The sequence below is a fragment of the Kitasatospora sp. NPDC015121 genome (genome assembly GCF_055562955.1).
Window position 1 is genome coordinate 50,462 of sequence record NZ_JBVHEH010000008.1, and the last position, 15,080, is coordinate 65,541.

General features: G+C 75.3%; 15 protein-coding genes. 5 read left to right on the forward strand and 10 right to left on the reverse strand.

The genetic code is table 11. The features are described 5' to 3' along the window. Positions 1 to 94: 94 nt before the first annotated feature. Positions 95 to 1,078, reverse strand: coding sequence for an ABC transporter permease (locus tag ACZ3J7_RS13545; RefSeq protein WP_465620080.1), 984 nt, complete (start codon positions 1,076 to 1,078; stop codon positions 95 to 97). A gap of 361 nt (positions 1,079 to 1,439) precedes the next feature. Between ACZ3J7_RS13545 and ACZ3J7_RS13550 the strand changes: the two genes are divergently transcribed. Next, the gene (locus ACZ3J7_RS13550) at positions 1,440 to 3,146 is read left to right on the forward strand and encodes an ABC transporter family substrate-binding protein (protein WP_465620081.1); all 1,707 of its coding nucleotides are present in this window, start codon (positions 1,440 to 1,442) and stop codon (positions 3,144 to 3,146) included. Positions 3,147 to 3,214: 68 nt separating this feature from the next. On the opposite strand, the gene pip is transcribed toward ACZ3J7_RS13550, so the two are convergent. The 9 genes from pip to ACZ3J7_RS13595 form a co-directional block, all read right to left on the reverse strand. Further along, positions 3,215 to 4,201 carry a prolyl aminopeptidase gene (gene pip / locus ACZ3J7_RS13555; protein WP_465620083.1) on the reverse strand — a complete coding sequence of 329 codons (987 nt, stop codon included), beginning with the start codon at positions 4,199 to 4,201 and terminating at the stop codon, positions 3,215 to 3,217. A 47-nt stretch (positions 4,202 to 4,248) separates the two neighbouring features. Continuing rightward, complete coding sequence (locus ACZ3J7_RS13560) at positions 4,249 to 4,884, reverse strand: VOC family protein (RefSeq protein WP_465620085.1); 636 nt, start codon at positions 4,882 to 4,884, stop codon at positions 4,249 to 4,251. A 136-nt stretch (positions 4,885 to 5,020) separates the two neighbouring features. Next, a complete protein-coding gene (locus ACZ3J7_RS13565) occupies positions 5,021 to 6,397 on the reverse strand; it encodes a glycosyltransferase (protein WP_465620087.1) in 1,377 nt (458 codons plus the stop codon). Between the two features lie 81 nt (positions 6,398 to 6,478). Next, the gene (locus ACZ3J7_RS13570) at positions 6,479 to 6,658 is read right to left on the reverse strand and encodes a hypothetical protein (protein ID WP_465620089.1); all 180 of its coding nucleotides are present in this window, start codon (positions 6,656 to 6,658) and stop codon (positions 6,479 to 6,481) included. Positions 6,659 to 6,753: 95 nt separating this feature from the next. Continuing rightward, positions 6,754 to 7,890 carry a non-hydrolyzing UDP-N-acetylglucosamine 2-epimerase gene (wecB, locus tag ACZ3J7_RS13575; protein ID WP_465620091.1) on the reverse strand — a complete coding sequence of 379 codons (1,137 nt, stop codon included), beginning with the start codon at positions 7,888 to 7,890 and terminating at the stop codon, positions 6,754 to 6,756. Positions 7,891 to 8,080: 190 nt separating this feature from the next. Further along, positions 8,081 to 9,448, reverse strand: a complete 1,368-nt coding sequence (locus ACZ3J7_RS13580; protein ID WP_465620092.1) for a hypothetical protein — start codon at positions 9,446 to 9,448, stop codon at positions 8,081 to 8,083. Between the two features lie 176 nt (positions 9,449 to 9,624). Then, positions 9,625 to 10,041 carry a hypothetical protein gene (locus ACZ3J7_RS13585; protein ID WP_465620093.1) on the reverse strand — a complete coding sequence of 139 codons (417 nt, stop codon included), beginning with the start codon at positions 10,039 to 10,041 and terminating at the stop codon, positions 9,625 to 9,627. Between the two features lie 87 nt (positions 10,042 to 10,128). Then, entirely contained in the window at positions 10,129 to 10,425 is a 297-nt protein-coding gene (locus ACZ3J7_RS13590) for a hypothetical protein (protein WP_465620095.1), read from the reverse strand. 91 nt (positions 10,426 to 10,516) lie between these two features. Further along, complete coding sequence (locus ACZ3J7_RS13595; protein ID WP_465620097.1) at positions 10,517 to 10,831, reverse strand: DUF3040 domain-containing protein; 315 nt, start codon at positions 10,829 to 10,831, stop codon at positions 10,517 to 10,519. 262 nt (positions 10,832 to 11,093) lie between these two features. Between ACZ3J7_RS13595 and ACZ3J7_RS13600 the strand changes: the two genes are divergently transcribed. The 4 genes from ACZ3J7_RS13600 to ACZ3J7_RS13615 all read left to right on the forward strand — a co-directional run bounded on the left by ACZ3J7_RS13600 (position 11,094) and on the right by ACZ3J7_RS13615 (position 15,055). Beyond that, on the forward strand, positions 11,094 to 11,525 hold the full coding sequence (locus ACZ3J7_RS13600; RefSeq protein ID WP_465620099.1) for an SRPBCC family protein: 432 nt from the start codon (positions 11,094 to 11,096) through the stop codon (positions 11,523 to 11,525). Between the two features lie 217 nt (positions 11,526 to 11,742). Continuing rightward, entirely contained in the window at positions 11,743 to 13,017 is a 1,275-nt protein-coding gene (locus ACZ3J7_RS13605; RefSeq protein WP_465620532.1) for an NAD(P)/FAD-dependent oxidoreductase, read from the forward strand. Then, complete coding sequence (locus ACZ3J7_RS13610) at positions 13,014 to 13,796, forward strand: DUF1365 domain-containing protein (protein WP_465620101.1); 783 nt, start codon at positions 13,014 to 13,016, stop codon at positions 13,794 to 13,796. The genes ACZ3J7_RS13605 and ACZ3J7_RS13610 overlap by 4 nt, the downstream gene beginning before the upstream one ends. Further along, positions 13,793 to 15,055, forward strand: coding sequence for a class I SAM-dependent methyltransferase (locus ACZ3J7_RS13615; RefSeq protein ID WP_465620103.1), 1,263 nt, complete (start codon positions 13,793 to 13,795; stop codon positions 15,053 to 15,055). The genes ACZ3J7_RS13610 and ACZ3J7_RS13615 overlap by 4 nt, the downstream gene beginning before the upstream one ends. The last annotated feature ends 25 nt before the right edge of the window (positions 15,056 to 15,080 follow it).

Sequence of the window (15,080 nt, forward strand, 5' to 3'; positions counted from 1 at the left end):
CGTCCGCGCGGGACGACCGCGTCGGCGGTTCCGGCGGCTCCGGCGGGGGCGTCCGGCGGGGCGAGGCCGTTCGCGGGGTCGTTCAGGAGGTCGCTCACGGCGTCCTCACCCGGGGGTCGAGCGCGGCGTGCAGCGCGTCGGCGAGGAAGCCGGCGGCGAGCACGGCCACGGCGGCGAACAGGTTGACCGCGGCGACCGAGTTGACGTCCTGCTCGTTGACGGCCTGGATGAACCACTCGCCCATGCCGTGCCAGCCGAAGACGGTCTCGGTGATCGCGGCGCCGGTGAACAGGCCGAGGAAGGCGTAGGCGAACATCGTGGTCATCGGGATGACGGCGGTCCGCAGCCCGTGCCGGACGAGGGCGCGGCCGCGGGTGAGGCCCTTGGCGCGGGCGGTGCGCAGGTAGTCCGCGCCGAGCACGTCGAGCATGGTGGCGCGCTGGTAGCGGCTGTACGCGGCGAGGCCGCCGAGGGCGAGCGAGAGGGTGGGCAGCAGCAGGTGCAGGGCCCAGTCGGCGAGGTGGGTGCCGAGTCCGCCGGCCAGGTTGGGGGTCTCGTAGCCGGTGAACGGGACGACCTCGTGGCCGGCGGCGTCCTTCGCGGCGATGGCGCCGTTCTTGAGCAGCAGGGCGACCAGGAAGACGGGGGTGGAGAGCAGCACGAAGGAGAGCACGGTGAGCAGCCGGTCGGAGATCCGGTACTGGCGCACGGCGCTCCACGCCCCGGCGGCGACGCCGAGCAGCATGCCGAGCAGGCTGCCGACCAGCAGCAGGCGCAGCGAGACCCAGATCCGGCGGCCGAACTCGTCGTTGACGGCGCTGCCGTGGATGGTGCGGCCGAGGTCGCCGTGGAGCAGTCCGCCGGCCCAGGTGCCGAAGCGTTCGACGACGGGGGTGCGGTCGTTGAGGTTGAGCGCGGTGAGCTGCCGGTCGACTGCGGCGGCGGAGGGCCGCGGCTGCTTGGCCTCGAAGTAGGCGCGCGGGCCGAGCGCGCTGCCGGTGAGGAGGTAGGACAGGAACACCGCCGCGGTCAGCAGGACGGCGTAGTAGCCGAGCCGCCCCGCGAGGTATCGCGTCACGGCCTGCCTCCGGTGTGGTTCGCACACCTGGGGAACATGGTTGTTTGCCTTCGCTCGTACGGACTTTGACGCACTTTCGCGCAGCAGTTGTACGCCACGCCGGGCGGTCCGTCCAGCGGTCGCCGCGTCGGCGGGTTCGACCGGTTCGGCGAACTCGCTGGTCACAGCTGATCAGACGGGTGCGGACGGCGCGTTGCGGCGGTGTTTCGCCGCGTTTCGTTTCGATCAGTTCCGCGCACCACCCTGGCGACTCGGCTGACGGGCTGTTACGTTCGGCCCGCCGACACCGTTTTGGCTGCCCACAGTCAACCTCCGCCACACCTGGCGGCTCCCGACTCTTCGAGACCCGAGGACTCCCGCGATGCGCACACCGCCCGTCACCCGCCGAACCGGACCCCGCACCGGCCGCGCCGCCGCGGCGGCCCTGGCCGTCCTGCTCGCCGCGACCGCCTGCAGCTCCTCGGGCGACGGGTCCGGCGACGCGGTCGGGACGGTGGCCCCCACCGTGGACGCCGAGGACAACAACCCGCAGCCGCCGGAGAACGTCAAGGACGGCGGCGAGCTGCGCCTGCCGCTCCAGCAGTGGATCACCCAGTGGAACCCGTACCAGGTCGACGGCAGGTACGGGGACGCGGTGGAGATCATGTACTACACCGAGGCGAAGATCTTCCGGGTCGACGCCAAGGGCGGCTTCCACCCCGTCCCCGAGTACCTGGTCTCCGCCGACGTCACCTCCACCTCGCCGCAGGTGGTGACGTACCGGCTCAACCCGAAGGCGGTCTGGTCGGACGGCACCCCGATCGGCTACCGGGACTTCGCGGCGGTCTGGAAGGCGTCCAACGGCAAGGACCCGGCCTACAACATCGCCGACCCCTCCGGCTACGAGCAGATCTCCGCCGTCGAGCAGGGCGCCGACCCGAACGAGGTCAAGGTCACCTTCGCCGAGCCGTACGCCGACTGGCAGAACCTGTTCAACCCGCTGCTGCCCGCCTCCGGCATCTCCGCCCCGCAGGACTTCAACGAGGGCTGGGTGGAGAAGGTCCCGGTCTTCGGCGGCCCGTTCGTGGTCTCGAACGCCGACAAGACCGCGCAGACGATCACCCTGACGCCCAACCCGCGCTGGTGGGGCCCGAAGCCCAAGCTGGACCGGATCACCTACCGGGTGCTGGACTCCGCCGCGATCACCCAGGCCTTCCTGAACAACGAGATCGACTTCGCCTCGGCGGGCAGCGCCGCCTCGTACGGCCAGCTCAAGGACGCCCCCGACGCGGCGATCCGCACCGGCACCCCCTGGGACGAGGTGCACATCTCCTTCGGCGGCAACGGCCCGCTCGCCGACCTGAGGGTCCGCCAGGCGCTCGGCCGGGCGCTGGACCGCACCTCGCTGATCAAGATCGCCAACAAGGGCGTCCCGGTGGAGTTCAAGCCGCTGGGCAACCACCTGTTCATGACCAACCAGAACGGCTACCGCGACAACTCCGCCGACTGGGCCGGCTACGACCCGGCCACCGCGAAGAAGTGGCTGGACGAGGCCGGCTGGAAGGACGCGGGCGGCACCCGGACCAAGGACGGGCAGCCGCTGGAGCTGCACTACGTGCTCAACGACGCCTCCAACCAGGCGCAGACCGACCTGGCCACCGCCGTGCAGAACATGCTCCAGCAGGTCGGCGTCAAGCTGACCGTCGACAAGGTGCCCAGCAAGGAGTACTTCACCAAGTACATCAACCAGGGCAAGTTCGACCTGGCCAGCTGGCGCAACACCGACTCCTTCCCGCTCTCCCAGACGGTGGCGATCTACCGCGCCCCGCAGGGCGACAACGTGTTCGGCAACTACTCGAAGCTCAGCACCCCCGAGATCGACACCCTGCTGCGCAAGGCCGCCGCCACCCTCGACCCGGCCCAGGCCGCCGAGCTGTACAACCAGGCCGACGCGAAGATCTGGGAGCTCGGCCACACCCTGGAGCTCTACCAGCGCCCCAGCGTCGTCGCGGTCCGCAAGGGCCTGGCCAACTACGGCGCGGGCAGCCTCGCCAGCACCGTGATCACCTCGGTCGGCTGGCAGAAGTAGCCCGTGCCGTTCCCGCGCGGGACGGCGCGACCCCGCGCGGGAACGGCACGGGACGACCCGGACGGTGCTCAGCGGTGCTTGAACTCCTCCAGCGCCGCGAGCACCGTCCGCCGCAGCGCCTCGCTGCCGACGTGCCCGGAGTCCTCGAAGACGTGCAGCCGGGCGTCCGGCCAGGCCCTGGCCAGCTCCCAGGCGGTCTGCACCGGGCTGCCCATGTCGTGCCGGCCGTGCGCCAGGACGCCCGGGATGCCCTTCAACCTGTGCGCCTCGCGCAGCAGTTGGTCCTCGGCCAGCCAGGCGCCGTGGCTGAAGAAGTGCGCGCAGATCCGGACGAAGGCGATCCGCTCGTCCGCCTCGCGGTCGCCGTACATGCCGGGGATCCCGTTCGGCTCACCGGTGATCACCGCGTCCTCCCAGGTCAGCCAGGCGTCGGCGGCGGCCGCCCGGACCGCCCGGTCGGGGTGCTCCATCCGCCGGGCGTAGGCGGCCAGCAGGGCGTACACGTCGCCGTCCCAGGCGTGCTCGGGGACGGCGGCGCGGAAGCGGTCCCAGGCCTCGGGCCGGAGGGCCGACACCCGGTGGTAGAGCCAGTCGGTCTCGGCCGGCCGGGTGGTGGTGACCGCCTGGACGACGATCTCGCTGACCCGCTCCGGGTGCTGCTGCGCGTAGGCCAGCAGCAGGGTCGAGCCCCAGGAGGCGCCGTTCAGCAGCCAGCGCTCGATGCCGAGGTGCTCGCGCAGCCGCTCGATGTCGTCGACCAGGTGCTGCGTGGTGTTCAGCGCCATGTCGGCCGCCGGGTCGGAGGCGTGCGGGGTGCTGCGCCCGCAGTTGCGCTGGTCGAAGCGGACCAGCCGGTAGCACGCCGGGTCCCACGCCCGGGTCGGCCGGTCCGGCGTGCCCGCGCCGGGGCCGCCGTGCAGGTACAGGGCGGGCTTGCCGGCCGGGTCGCCGAGCTGCTCGTAGTAGATCCGGTTGCCGTCGCCGGTGTCGAGGAACCCGCGGTCGTAGGGTCCGGTCGGCGGGTGCAGCAGGTCGTCGAGGGAGATCGGGGGCATGACCGACGATCCTAACCGGCCGACCGGCGACTGCGGCTGAGCGGCCGTCAGGAGACGACGGGCAGCGCGGCGGCCGGCGCCCAGCGGAAGCCGTCCGGGTCGGTGAACGGTTCCGCGCCCCGGGTGTGGGCGGTCATCCGGGGCGAGCCGGTGCCCTCCGGGGGGACGCCCAGGTCCTTGGCGAGCGCCTTGCGGCGGTAGAGGGCGAGCTTCACCCGGCCCTCCCCCGGCGCGAACTCGGCGTAGACCCGGCCGAAGCCCTTGGCCACGGCGAAGCCCTTCTCGACGTAGTGGCGCTTGGTCGCGGCGAAGTCCGCCACCCCGATCAGCAGGACGACCTCGTCGATCCGGCGGGTGGCCGGGCCGGTGTCCTTCTTCGCGGAGGTCGCCAGCTTCCAGATCGCCCCGTCCGGGGCCTGCACCACCGCGCCGTAGCCCCACAGCGACTTCGCGGCGGGCTTGAGCACGGTCGCGCCGGCGGCGACCGCCGAGGCGGTGAAGCTGTCGACGTCCGCCGGGGCGGGCACGGTCAGGGCGAGCGTGAAGCCGCGGAAGCCCTCGCTCGGCTCGTCGGCGGGGCGCAGCCGCAGCAGGCCCTCGTCCAGGCCGAACGCGGCGGTGTAGAAGCGGGCGGCGGCCTCGGGGTCGGCCGCGTCGAGGGTGATGCTGTCGATGTCTGCCATGCCCTGAACGCTACGGCCCGCCGCCCGGCCGGGGCTTCTCGATTCCTGACCGGTGCGGCGGGCCGGGCGGCGGGGCGACGGGTGACGGGCGGCGGGGCGGCGGGCCGGGCGGTGGCCGCCGCCGGGAGGGCCCGGGTCAGGCCTCCTTGGCGACCGGTCCGGCGGCGGCCTCGGCGTTGCGGCGGGTCTTGGCCCAGCCGTTGCGGCCGCTGAGCATCCGGCCGACGGCCCGCCAGGAGACCACGTACAGGAACAGCAGGTAGGCCGGGTAGACCAGGCCCCAGCCGAGCGCGCGCCAGAAGCCGACGCCCGGTTCGCACTTGCGCCGGTAGATCGGGCCCCAGATGACGAACTGGCCGATCGCCATCACCGCGTACAGCGCCAGGCCGCGCCAGCCGCCGTCGGCGAGGTAGTCGAGGGCGGCCTCGGGGTGGCGGTGCCAGGAGAGCACCAGGGCGATCATCGGGAGGGGGTAGAGCAGCGCGCCGAGCAGTTGGAGCCAGGGCTGGCAGAGGAAGAAGGTGAGTTCCAGGAAGCCGGTGTTGGGGATCCGGTTGCTGCGCCAGATCGCCGGGATGTAGCCGAGGCACTGCATGACGCCCTGGGCCCAGCGGGTGCGCTGGGTGAGGAAGCGCTTGGTGTCGAACAGCGCCTCCTGCTCGACGTAGGTGTCGGCGCAGAAGGAGTTGATCCAGCCGACCAGCATCAGGTGGATGCCGAGCTCGAAGTCCTCCAGCAGGCGGCCGGTCCAGGGGCGGCCGCGCTCGGCGTCCAGGTCGTCGAGGGCGGCGAGGCGGACGAACTGGCCGTTGCCGCCGAGGCAGACCGTGCGGGAGGTCTTGCGGGCGTGCTGGAGCGCGGCCACCGGGGCGCGGAACTCCAGGTCCTGCATCCGGATCAGCAGCCGGCTGTAGAGGTTGCGCAGCGCGCCGCCGTCGGCGGCCGGGCGGGCGTCGTCCCGGTTCATCATCCGGACCTCGATCTGCACGCCGCCGATGTCGGAGCGGCCGAGGAAGCGGCGGGCGGCGATGTGGTCGAGGCAGCCGGGCGCGGGGCGGCCGTCCGCGTCGAAGACGCCGACCACGACCCGGGTGCGGTCGGTGCCGGGCGGCAGCGCGGCGCACAGCGCGTCGTACGCGGCGTTCAGCGCCTCGCCCTTGCCGAGCCGGGCGTTGGGGCGGCGGCGCTGGACGAGGTGGATCGCCGGGTCCTGGATCGCGGCCCAGCGGACGATGTCGCCGGTGCGGTCCTCCGAGTCGTCGTCGATCACCCAGATGTGCGCCTCGGGGCAGGAGCGTCGCAGGTAGTGCAGGGTGTCGCCGATCACCGCCTCCTCGTCCCGGCAGGGCACGAACAGGTGCCACTCGTAGTCGGCCGCCTTGCCGGGCCGCCGGGTGCGGCGCACCAGCAGCGGCAGCACCAGCGTCAGCAGGTACAGCGGGAAGAGCAGGCTCAGCACCAGGCTGAGGTCGGAGAGCAGGCCCAGCAGGCCGGAGGGCTCGGAGGACGTCACAGGGCTTCCAGGTCGGTGGGCGGGTCGCCCGGTAGAGGGGGGTGGTCCGGCCGGCGGGGACCGGCCGGACCTGGGGCGGGATCAGCCCTGGGCGCGGCTTATCCGCGCGTAGCGCATCATCAGCACGCCGCCGAGGACCAGGCCCACGGCGAGGACGGTCATCACGATGCCGGCCACGCCGAAGCCGCCGGTGTACGCGAGTTCGCCCCCGCCGAGGACCACTCCGGCGCCGACGGCGCCCTTTCCTGCCGACCCGTACACGGGGCCTCCTTATCGTCGGGGAGCCCTCCGGCGGTTTCCCCCGGTGGGCTCCGGCCACCGCCGCGCGGTCACGGGCGGCTGCTGGGGGGTGGGGGTCAGTGGCCGGGCGCGCCGCCCGGCAGGGGCGCGCCGTCGGCCAGGGCCACCGCGATGGCGCGGATCCGTTCGGAGGCGCGGCCGTCGCCGTACGGGGAGGGGGTGTCGCGCAGCCGCCCGGCGAGGTCGCGGTCGGCGAGCAGGGCGCGGGCGGCGGCGGTGAGTTCGGGTCCGGGTTCGACCAGCCGGCTGAAGCCCGCGGCGACGGCCTCGGGGCGCTCGGTGCTGGTGCGCACCACCAGCAGCGGCTTCTTCAGGACGGTCGCCTCCTCCTGCACGCCGCCGGAGTCGGAGACCAGCAGCGCGGCCCGATCGGCCAGCGCGAGGAAGGTCGGGTGGTCGACGGGGTCGACCGCGGTGAGGCCGGCCAGCAGGTGCTCCAGGCCGAACTCCTTGATCCGGCCCCGGGTGCGCGGGTGCAGCGGCAGCAGCACCGGGCGGCCGAGACCGCCGAGCGAGCCGAGCAGCGCGGCCAGCCGGTCGGGCCGGTCGGTGTTCTCGGGGCGGTGCACGGTGGCGAGCACGAAGTCGTCGGGCGCGCCGAGGGCGCGGACGATCCGGTCCCGTTCGGCGGGGGCGGGCAGCGAGTGCAGGGTCGCCTCGACGACGGTGTTGCCGGTGACCCGGATCCGGTCACCGTCCGTGCCGGTGGCCCGCAGGTTGGCGGCGGCCTCCGGGGTGGCGGCGCAGTGCGCGTCGGCGAGGACGCCGACCACCAGCCGGTTGATCTCCTCGGGCATCGCCCGGTCGCCGGAGCGCAGTCCGGCCTCGACGTGCACCACGGGTATCCCGCAGTAGTGGGCGGCCTGGGCGCCCGCGGAGGTGCTGTTGGTGTCGCCCTGGACGACCACGGCGCGCGGCGGCTCGGCGGTGAACGCGCGGGCGAGGTCCCGGGTGAGGGTGCCGATCTGGTCGCCTCGGCCGCCGGCCCCGGCGGCCCCGTCGAGTCGCAGTTCGGGCTCGCGCAGGCCGAAGTTGGCGAAGAACGCGCCGGACAGCGCGCTGTCGTAGTGCTGGCCGGTGTGCACGATCCGGCCCCGGTCGCCGAGCAGGCGGATCAGCGGGGCGAGCTTGATGATCTCCGGGCGGGTGCCGAGGACGACGGCGATGTCGCGGGCAGGAGGGGGAGGTGCCATGGTTCTTCCGCCGCGCGTTCCGGTGGTACCGGAGCGGCGGGCGCGGCCTGGGATCCGGGCCGCCCGGGGAGCCGTCGGGCAGCATCGCTGATCATATGAAAGGTATGAACCTCTCTTATGCCAATCACGCTCGATTGTGACGAACCCGTGTTGGACGTGTAGGAACTCACACCCATTCGACTACGGAGCGTCACCGGCTGCCGGGCACCCCCGCCCTCACCCGGGCCCGGCAGGGCGCGCAGGCGTGGGCGCCGCGCGGGCCGTAGCGGTCGATCGGGGCGCCGCAGCCGCCGCACGGGCCGACGTGGGCGATGTGACAGTCCAGCAGGACGGCGGCCTCCCGGCGCTGCTCGGGGGTGACCACCAGGCCCCGGCGGGTCTGCGGGGGGACGACCAGCAGGCGCCGGGGGACGGTGTCGCGGGTGTGCAGGGCGAGCGCGTCGGCGTCGGCGTCGGCGTGCCACCGGGCCCGGCGCTCGGGACGGCGCGGGCGCGGGGGGCGCGGGCCGCCGCGGACGGGCCGGGCGGGCTCCTCCTCGCGGTAGCGGCAGACCGGGTCGAGCTCCTCGTACCCGTAGTCGATCCCGGCGCCGGCCGCGTCGGCGGCGCCCGCGGGGTCGGGGGACGCGGCCGGGTCGTCCTCGGCGACGGTCTCCCGCCAGCGGTCCCGGTCGGCGGCCGGGACCCACATCCGGGCGGAGACGGCGGAGCCGGGGTGCAGCGGGACCCGCAGCGGGACGAGCTCCCCGGCGGCGCTGGCCCCGACCAGCTCCTCCACGTCCGGCGCGGGCCGGGCCGGCAGGCAGAGCGCGGGCAGGTACCAGCCGGTGTGCATCCGCCCGCACCAGGAGCCGTTCAGCGGACAGGGACGGGCGCTGCCGCGCAGGCACTTCCACTGCTGCAGGTGCCGGACGCCCGCGCGGACCGCCATCCGGGTCGCCCGGGAGGCGATCCGCTGCCAGGGCAGGTCGTCCACCCGGGCCCAGGGCGCCCGGTCGATCAGCGCGGCCCGCCGGTCGCAGGTCACCCAGAGCGGGACGATGCCGTGCTCGGCGGCCGCCCGGGAGCGCCGGCGCACCGCCTCCGCGCCGATCGGCGCGTACTGCGCGGCCCAGCCGATCCGCAGCCCGCCGGGGCCGGTGACCAGCACGTCGCTGCGGACCCGGTCGGCGCCGCTCCCGCCACCGCGCGCCCCGACCTCGTACCGGCAGCCGTGCCGGTCGGCGGCGCGGGCGATCCGCTCCTGCAGCGCCTCGCGCCGGTCCTCCTCGTCGGCCGTCGGGGTGCGGCGGAGCGGCAGGTGGGCGGCGACCCAGGTGGTGCGTCCACCGACCGTGCGCCGCCGGACGTGCATCCACGGGGAGCGCTCCTCGGCGAGCTCCTCCGCTTCGCACCGTCCTTCGCGGTGGTGCTGGAGGCATTCCAGGAGTTCGCGTGCGCGCCGGTCGATCGGCGCGGTGATCTCCGCGAGCAGCCCGGGGCGGTCGGGGTGGCCCAGGTCGGGCCGGGTGAGGTTGAGCTCGATGCCGTACAGGGTGTGGAACACGCCGTTCGCCATGGCACGAGACTAATGCGGGCGTCCGGGAATATGAACCGAAATCAGCCGAATCAATTCACCGGTGAATTGAATTCCTTTCCGAAACCTCCGGGCGGGGTGGATTCACGCCGATCTGCCGTCAATTTCCGGCCGTCCGGCGGCGATTCCGGCGGCGTCCCGCGCCGCCCGCGCCGCCGCTATCCCAGGCCGAGCGCGGACCGCAGCCTCCCGCGGGTCGCGGCGGCGGCCTCCCGGGTGACCGGGTCGTCGCTGTCGAGCGCGTCGCCCAGCAGCAGGTCGGCGGCGGCGACCACGGCGGCGGGCAGCACCACCTCGCGCAGGCCGAGCAGTTGGGCGGCGGCCTGGTGGCCGAGCGACTGCGGGGCGGGGGCGTGGGGATTCTGCGCCTGGGGGCCGTGCGACTGGTGTCCCGGCGAGTGGTGCCCCGGCGAGTGGGAGCCGGACGACTGGTGTCCGGGTGACTGGTGTCCGGGGGCGTGGAGGCCGAGCGGGGAGGAGCCGGCGGACCGGCCGTGCGGTTCGGCCGGTTCGGGGACGCGCGGGGGCGTCGCCGCCTGGTGCCCGCCCTGCGGGCGGCGCGGTTCGTTGATCACGGGCATGCTCCGTCCAACGGGTCACGGGCCGCGACGGTTACGCGGCCGGGACGATCGGGTGGTCGGCGAGGGGTCCGCGGCGGCGGCTCAGGAGGCGTGCCGGTCCGCCGCGGCGGCCCCCAGCGCGGGGCGTTCGGGGCGCGGCGCGAGCGTACGGACCGCGGCCGCCGCCGGCCGCGCGGGCCCGGCGGCGTGCGCGTCCCGGATCCACCGGGCCAGCGCGTGCGCGAACTCGGGGCCGATCGCGGCGGCGTGCTGCAACTGGTCCAGGTCGCCGGGCCGCAGCGGTACGCCGGCCTCCGAGAGGGCGGCCAGCAGGGGTTGCAGCTGCGTCCACTGCAGGCGGACGACGGGCAGCGGGCTGGTATGCGCAGGCTCTGTCACACTCGCTCCAACTCCCGGCCCCCGCCGGGGTCACGGCCCGTCCACCCGGTTCCACCACAGGGTGCAACGCCCCCGCCCGGCGCCCCGCGCCTCACCCCGCGCCCAGCCGGGCCAGCCTGCGCAGCACCAGCGCGCCCAGCAGCGCGGAACCGGCCGCGAGCAGCGCCGCCGGCACCGGCCCGGGCCCGCCCGCGCCGGCCCACAGCGCTCCGGCGGCCGTCAGCACGGCCAGCAGGGCGACGGCGGCGACCAGCGCCCCCGGGCGGTGGGCCCAGCGGTGGGCGAGCCGGACGACCGGCCCGGGACGGCGGGCGAGCAGCCGGTCCAGTCGGGGGTCCGTCCGGCGCAGCCGCTGCTCGATCTCCGCGAGCAGGACGCGTTCGCGTGCGGTCAGTCGGGTGTCCATCGGGTCCGCCGCCTCTCCGGGGAAGGGGGCCGGGGTCTCATGCGCGGCCGCCGGGCAGCGCGGCGGTGGGCCCCGCCCACCGCGACCACCCCTCCGTTCGAAAGGTTCCGCCCCCGCCCGGCCGGAGACCCACCCGCAGCGCTGGTGCAGCGTTTCGCCCCCACCGCGCCCGTCCGGCCGTTCACCCGGCCACCCATCCGTCGTGCGGGCGGTTCCGAACTCCGTTCGACGTGTACGGCGACGAACGGCGTAGGAGGCCCCGATGATCGAGGTGGTGCGGGAGATCCCGGTCCGCCGTCCGGCGGACGAGGTGCTGGCGTACCTGGCGGACTTCGCGCACGCCGTGGAGTGGGATCCGGGAACGGTGGAGTGCGTCCCGCTGGATCCGCGCGGCGGCCGGGCGCGCTGGCGGAACGTCTCGGTGTTCCGGGGCCGGCGCACCGAGCTGGTGTACGAGTTGACGGTCCGCGAGTCGGACCGGCTGGTGTTCGTCGGGCGGAACCGGACCGTGACGGCGACGGACGAGATCGTCCTGCACCCGGGTCCGGACGGTTCCGGGACGACGGTCCGCTACCGGGCGCGGCTGCGCTTCCACGGCTGGGCGCGGCTGGCGGGGCCGTTCCTGCGGCGGGAGTTCGAGGGCCTGGCGGACGCGGTGCAGCGGCGGATGCCCGAGATGCTGGACCGGCCCTGACGGCCGGTCGGAGGGACGCCGCCCGCTCCGGGACGGATCCGGAGCGGAGCTTCCCGTTCGGACCAATCCGCGCCGTCGCATCCTCCGAATGGCGGATGCGAGGGCCGCCGAGGGCGGCCGCGGAACAGCGGAGGGCAGCGACGTGACGACACTCGGCACCTTTTCCACCGGCGGGTCCGTCCCGCCCCAGCCGGGCCGGCGGGGGCGGGCGCGGCGGGTGGCCGTGGTGGGTGCGGGGGTGGCGGGGCTGAGCGCGGCGTACGCGCTGGCGCGGGCCGGGGCGGAGGTGGAGCTGTTCGAGGCGGCGGACCGGCTCGGCGGGCACGCGCACACCCAGCGGACCACGGCGGCGGACGGCCGCGAACTGGCCCTGGACACCGGCTTCCTGGTGCACAACACCCGCACCTACCCGGAACTGGTCCGGCTGTTCGGCGAGTTGGGGGTGCGCACGCAGGACAGCGACATGAGCATGTCGGTGTCCTGCGCGGGCTGCGGCCTGGAGTACGCGGGCGCCCGGGGCCCGAGCGGCCTGCTGGCGGCGCCGGGCAACCTGGTGCGCGGCCGGTACCTGCGGATGCTCGGCGAGGTGCCGCGCTTCCACCGGCTGGCCCGCGCCCTGCTGGCCGACCCGGGGCAGGGCGACCCGAGCCTGCGGGCGTTCCTGGACGGGCACGCCTTCTCGCCGTACTTCGTGCGGCACTTCATGACGCCGCTGGTCTCGGCCGTCTGGTCGTGCGCGCCCGACCTGGCCGGCGACTACCCGGCCCGCTACCTGTTCGCGTTCCTGGCCAACCACGGCCTGCTGAGCGTCACCGGCTCGCCGACCTGGCGCACCGTGGTCGGCGGCTCGGCCGAGTACGTGGCGCGGATCGCCGAGCGGGTGGCCGCCGGCTCCGGCACCGTCCACCACGGCGCGCCGGTGCGGGCGGTGCGCCGGCACCCGGACGGCGTCACGGTCGCCACCGAGGACGGGCGGTGGACCAGGGCGGACGCCGTGGTGGTGGCCGTGCACGCCGACCAGGCGCTGCGGCTGCTGGCCGACCCGACCGCCGCCGAGCGGGAGGTGCTGGGCGCGTTCGGCTACTCGCGCAACCCGACGGTGCTGCACCGCGACGCCTCGCTGCTGCCCCGGGCCGCCTGGGCCCGCGCGTCCTGGAACTACCGGATGCCGGGCTGCGAGGCGTCCGCCGACCGGGTCCGGGTCAGCTACCACCTGAACCGGCTGCTGCGGCTCGGCGGCGCGGAGGACTACCTGGTCACCCTGAACGAGGACGAGCACGCCCCCGTCCCCGCCGACCTGGTGGTCTCCCGGACGGTCTACGAGCACCCCGTCTACACCGCCCGCTCGGTCGCCGCCCAGCGCCGGCTGCCCGAACTCACCACCGCCCGCACCGCGTTCGCCGGCGCCTACCACGGCTGGGGCTTCCACGAGGACGGCTGCCGCTCCGGCCTGGCCGCCGCCCGCCACCTGCTCGCGGCGGTCGCCCCGTGACCGCACCGCCCGCCCGGCTGCCCGGCCCGTGGGGCGCGCTGCTGTACGAGACCCGGACGACGCACGTCCGGGCCGTGCCGCGCCGGCTCTTCCGGCACCGGGGCTTCCTCTGGCTGGTCGACCTCGACCGGCTGCCCGAACTGCCGCGCCCGCTGCGCCCGCTGGCCCGCTTCCTCCCCCGCGACCACGTCCAGTCCGGTGCCGGCACCGTGCGCGCCGACCTGGACCGCGAGCTCGCCGCGCACGGCCTGCCGCCGGCCGGGCGGGTGCTGATGCTGACCCAGGCCCGCTCGCTGGGGTACGTGTTCAACCCGCTGACGGTGTACTGGTGCCGGGACGCGGCGGGCGCGCCGCTGTGCACCGTCGCCGAGGTGCACAACACCTACGGCGGGCGGCACCGCTACCTGCTGCGCCCGGACGCCGCCGGGCGGGCCGGGACCGCGAAGACCTTCCACGTCTCGCCGTTCCTGCCCGTCGACGGCCGCTACGAGCTGCTGCTGCCCGAGCCGGCCCCGGACGGCGCCCGGCTGCACCTCGCCGTCCGCCTCGACCTGCCCGGCGGCCGGGCGTTCACCGCCACCGTCTCCGGCACCGGTCGCCCGGCCGGCCCGGGCGCGCTGCTGCGCGCCGTCCTGCGGCACCCGTTCGCGACCTACGCGGTCAGCCTGCGGATCCGCTCCCAGGGCGTCCGGCTGTGGCTGCGCGGCCTGCCCGCCCTCCCCCGCCCCGGCGCCCCCGCCCGTCCCCGTCCCCGCTCAGGAGAGGCCACCCCCCGATGACCGTCACCGCCCCCCTCCCGCCCGCCGTCGACCCGCTGCGCTGGCCGGACGTCGCCCGGGTGCCGCACGCCCCGCTGCGGGCCGCGGCGGCCGGACGGCTGCTGCGCCGGGCGGCGGCCCGCCGCGGACTGCGGGTCGAACTGCCGGGCGGCCGGGTCCTGCTGCCGTCGCCGCCGGACGCGCCGGTGCTGCGGCTGCACCGCCCGGCGGCGTTCGCGCACCGGGTCGGCGCGGGCGGCCTGATCGGCTTCGGCGAGGCGTACCAGGCGGGCGACTGGGACAGCCCGGACCTGGCCCGCCTGCTGACCGCGCTGGCCGCCCGCCCGGAGACCCTGGTGCCGCCCGGCGCGGAGTGGCTGCGCCGACTGTACGTGCGCCGTCCCCCGGCGGCCGAGCGCCAGACCGCCGCCAACGCGCAGCGCAACATCCACCGCCACTACGACCTGTCGAACGAGCTGTTCGCGCTGTTCCTCGACCCGACCATGTCGTACTCCTCGGCGGTGTTCTCCGCGCCCTCCCCCGCCACCCGGCAGGCCGACCTGGTCCCCGCCCAGCACCGCAAGATCGACCGGCTGCTCGACCTGGCCCGGGTCGGCCCCGGCACCCGCCTGCTGGAGATCGGCACCGGCTGGGGCGAACTCGCCCTGCGCGCCGCCGCCCGGGGCGCCCGGGTCACCACCCTGACCCTCTCCGCCGAGCAGCTCGCGCTGGCCCGCCGCCGGATCGCCGACGCCGGGCAGTCCGAGCGGGTCGACGTCCGGCTGTGCGACTACCGGCAGGCCCGGGGCGCGTACGACGCGATCGTCAGCTGCGAGATGATCGAGGCCGTCGGACGCCCGTTCTGGCCCGCCTACTTCACCGCCCTGGACGGCCTGCTCGCCCCCGGCGGCCGGGTCGCCCTGCAGGCCATCACCATGCCGCACGACCGGATGCTGGCCAGCAGCGACACGTACACCTGGATCCTCAAGTACGTCTTCCCCGGCGGCCAGATCCCCTCGCTGCGGGCGATCGCGGACACCGCCGCCGCGCACACCCGGCTGCGGGTGGCCGCCGCGGACGCGTATGGGCCGCACTACGCCGAGACGCTGCGGCTGTGGCGCGAGCGGTTCACCGACCGGGCCGGGGAGGTCGCCGACCTGGGCTTCGACGAGGTGTTCCGGCGGATGTGGGAGCTGTACCTCGCCTACTCGGAGGCCGGGTTCCGCACCGGCTACCTGAACGTCCACCAGGTGCTGCTGCACCGGGACGGCGCGCGGTGAACGCCGCCGCGTTCGGCGTCGGCGT

Excerpts from the sequence above, each read along its gene's own strand:
- ACZ3J7_RS13550 (WP_465620081.1), top strand. The coding sequence starts at position 1,440 with ATGCGCACACCGCCCGTCACCCGCCGAACCGGACCCCGCACCGGCCGC.
- pip (WP_465620083.1), bottom strand. The coding sequence starts at position 4,201 with ATGCCCCCGATCTCCCTCGACGACCTGCTGCACCCGCCGACCGGACCC.
- ACZ3J7_RS13560 (WP_465620085.1), bottom strand. The coding sequence starts at position 4,884 with ATGGCAGACATCGACAGCATCACCCTCGACGCGGCCGACCCCGAGGCC.
- wecB (WP_465620091.1), bottom strand. The coding sequence starts at position 7,890 with ATGGCACCTCCCCCTCCTGCCCGCGACATCGCCGTCGTCCTCGGCACC.
- ACZ3J7_RS13580 (WP_465620092.1), bottom strand. The coding sequence starts at position 9,448 with ATGGCGAACGGCGTGTTCCACACCCTGTACGGCATCGAGCTCAACCTC.
- ACZ3J7_RS13595 (WP_465620097.1), bottom strand. The coding sequence starts at position 10,831 with ATGGACACCCGACTGACCGCACGCGAACGCGTCCTGCTCGCGGAGATC.
- ACZ3J7_RS13600 (WP_465620099.1), top strand. The coding sequence starts at position 11,094 with ATGATCGAGGTGGTGCGGGAGATCCCGGTCCGCCGTCCGGCGGACGAG.
- ACZ3J7_RS13615 (WP_465620103.1), top strand. The coding sequence starts at position 13,793 with ATGACCGTCACCGCCCCCCTCCCGCCCGCCGTCGACCCGCTGCGCTGG.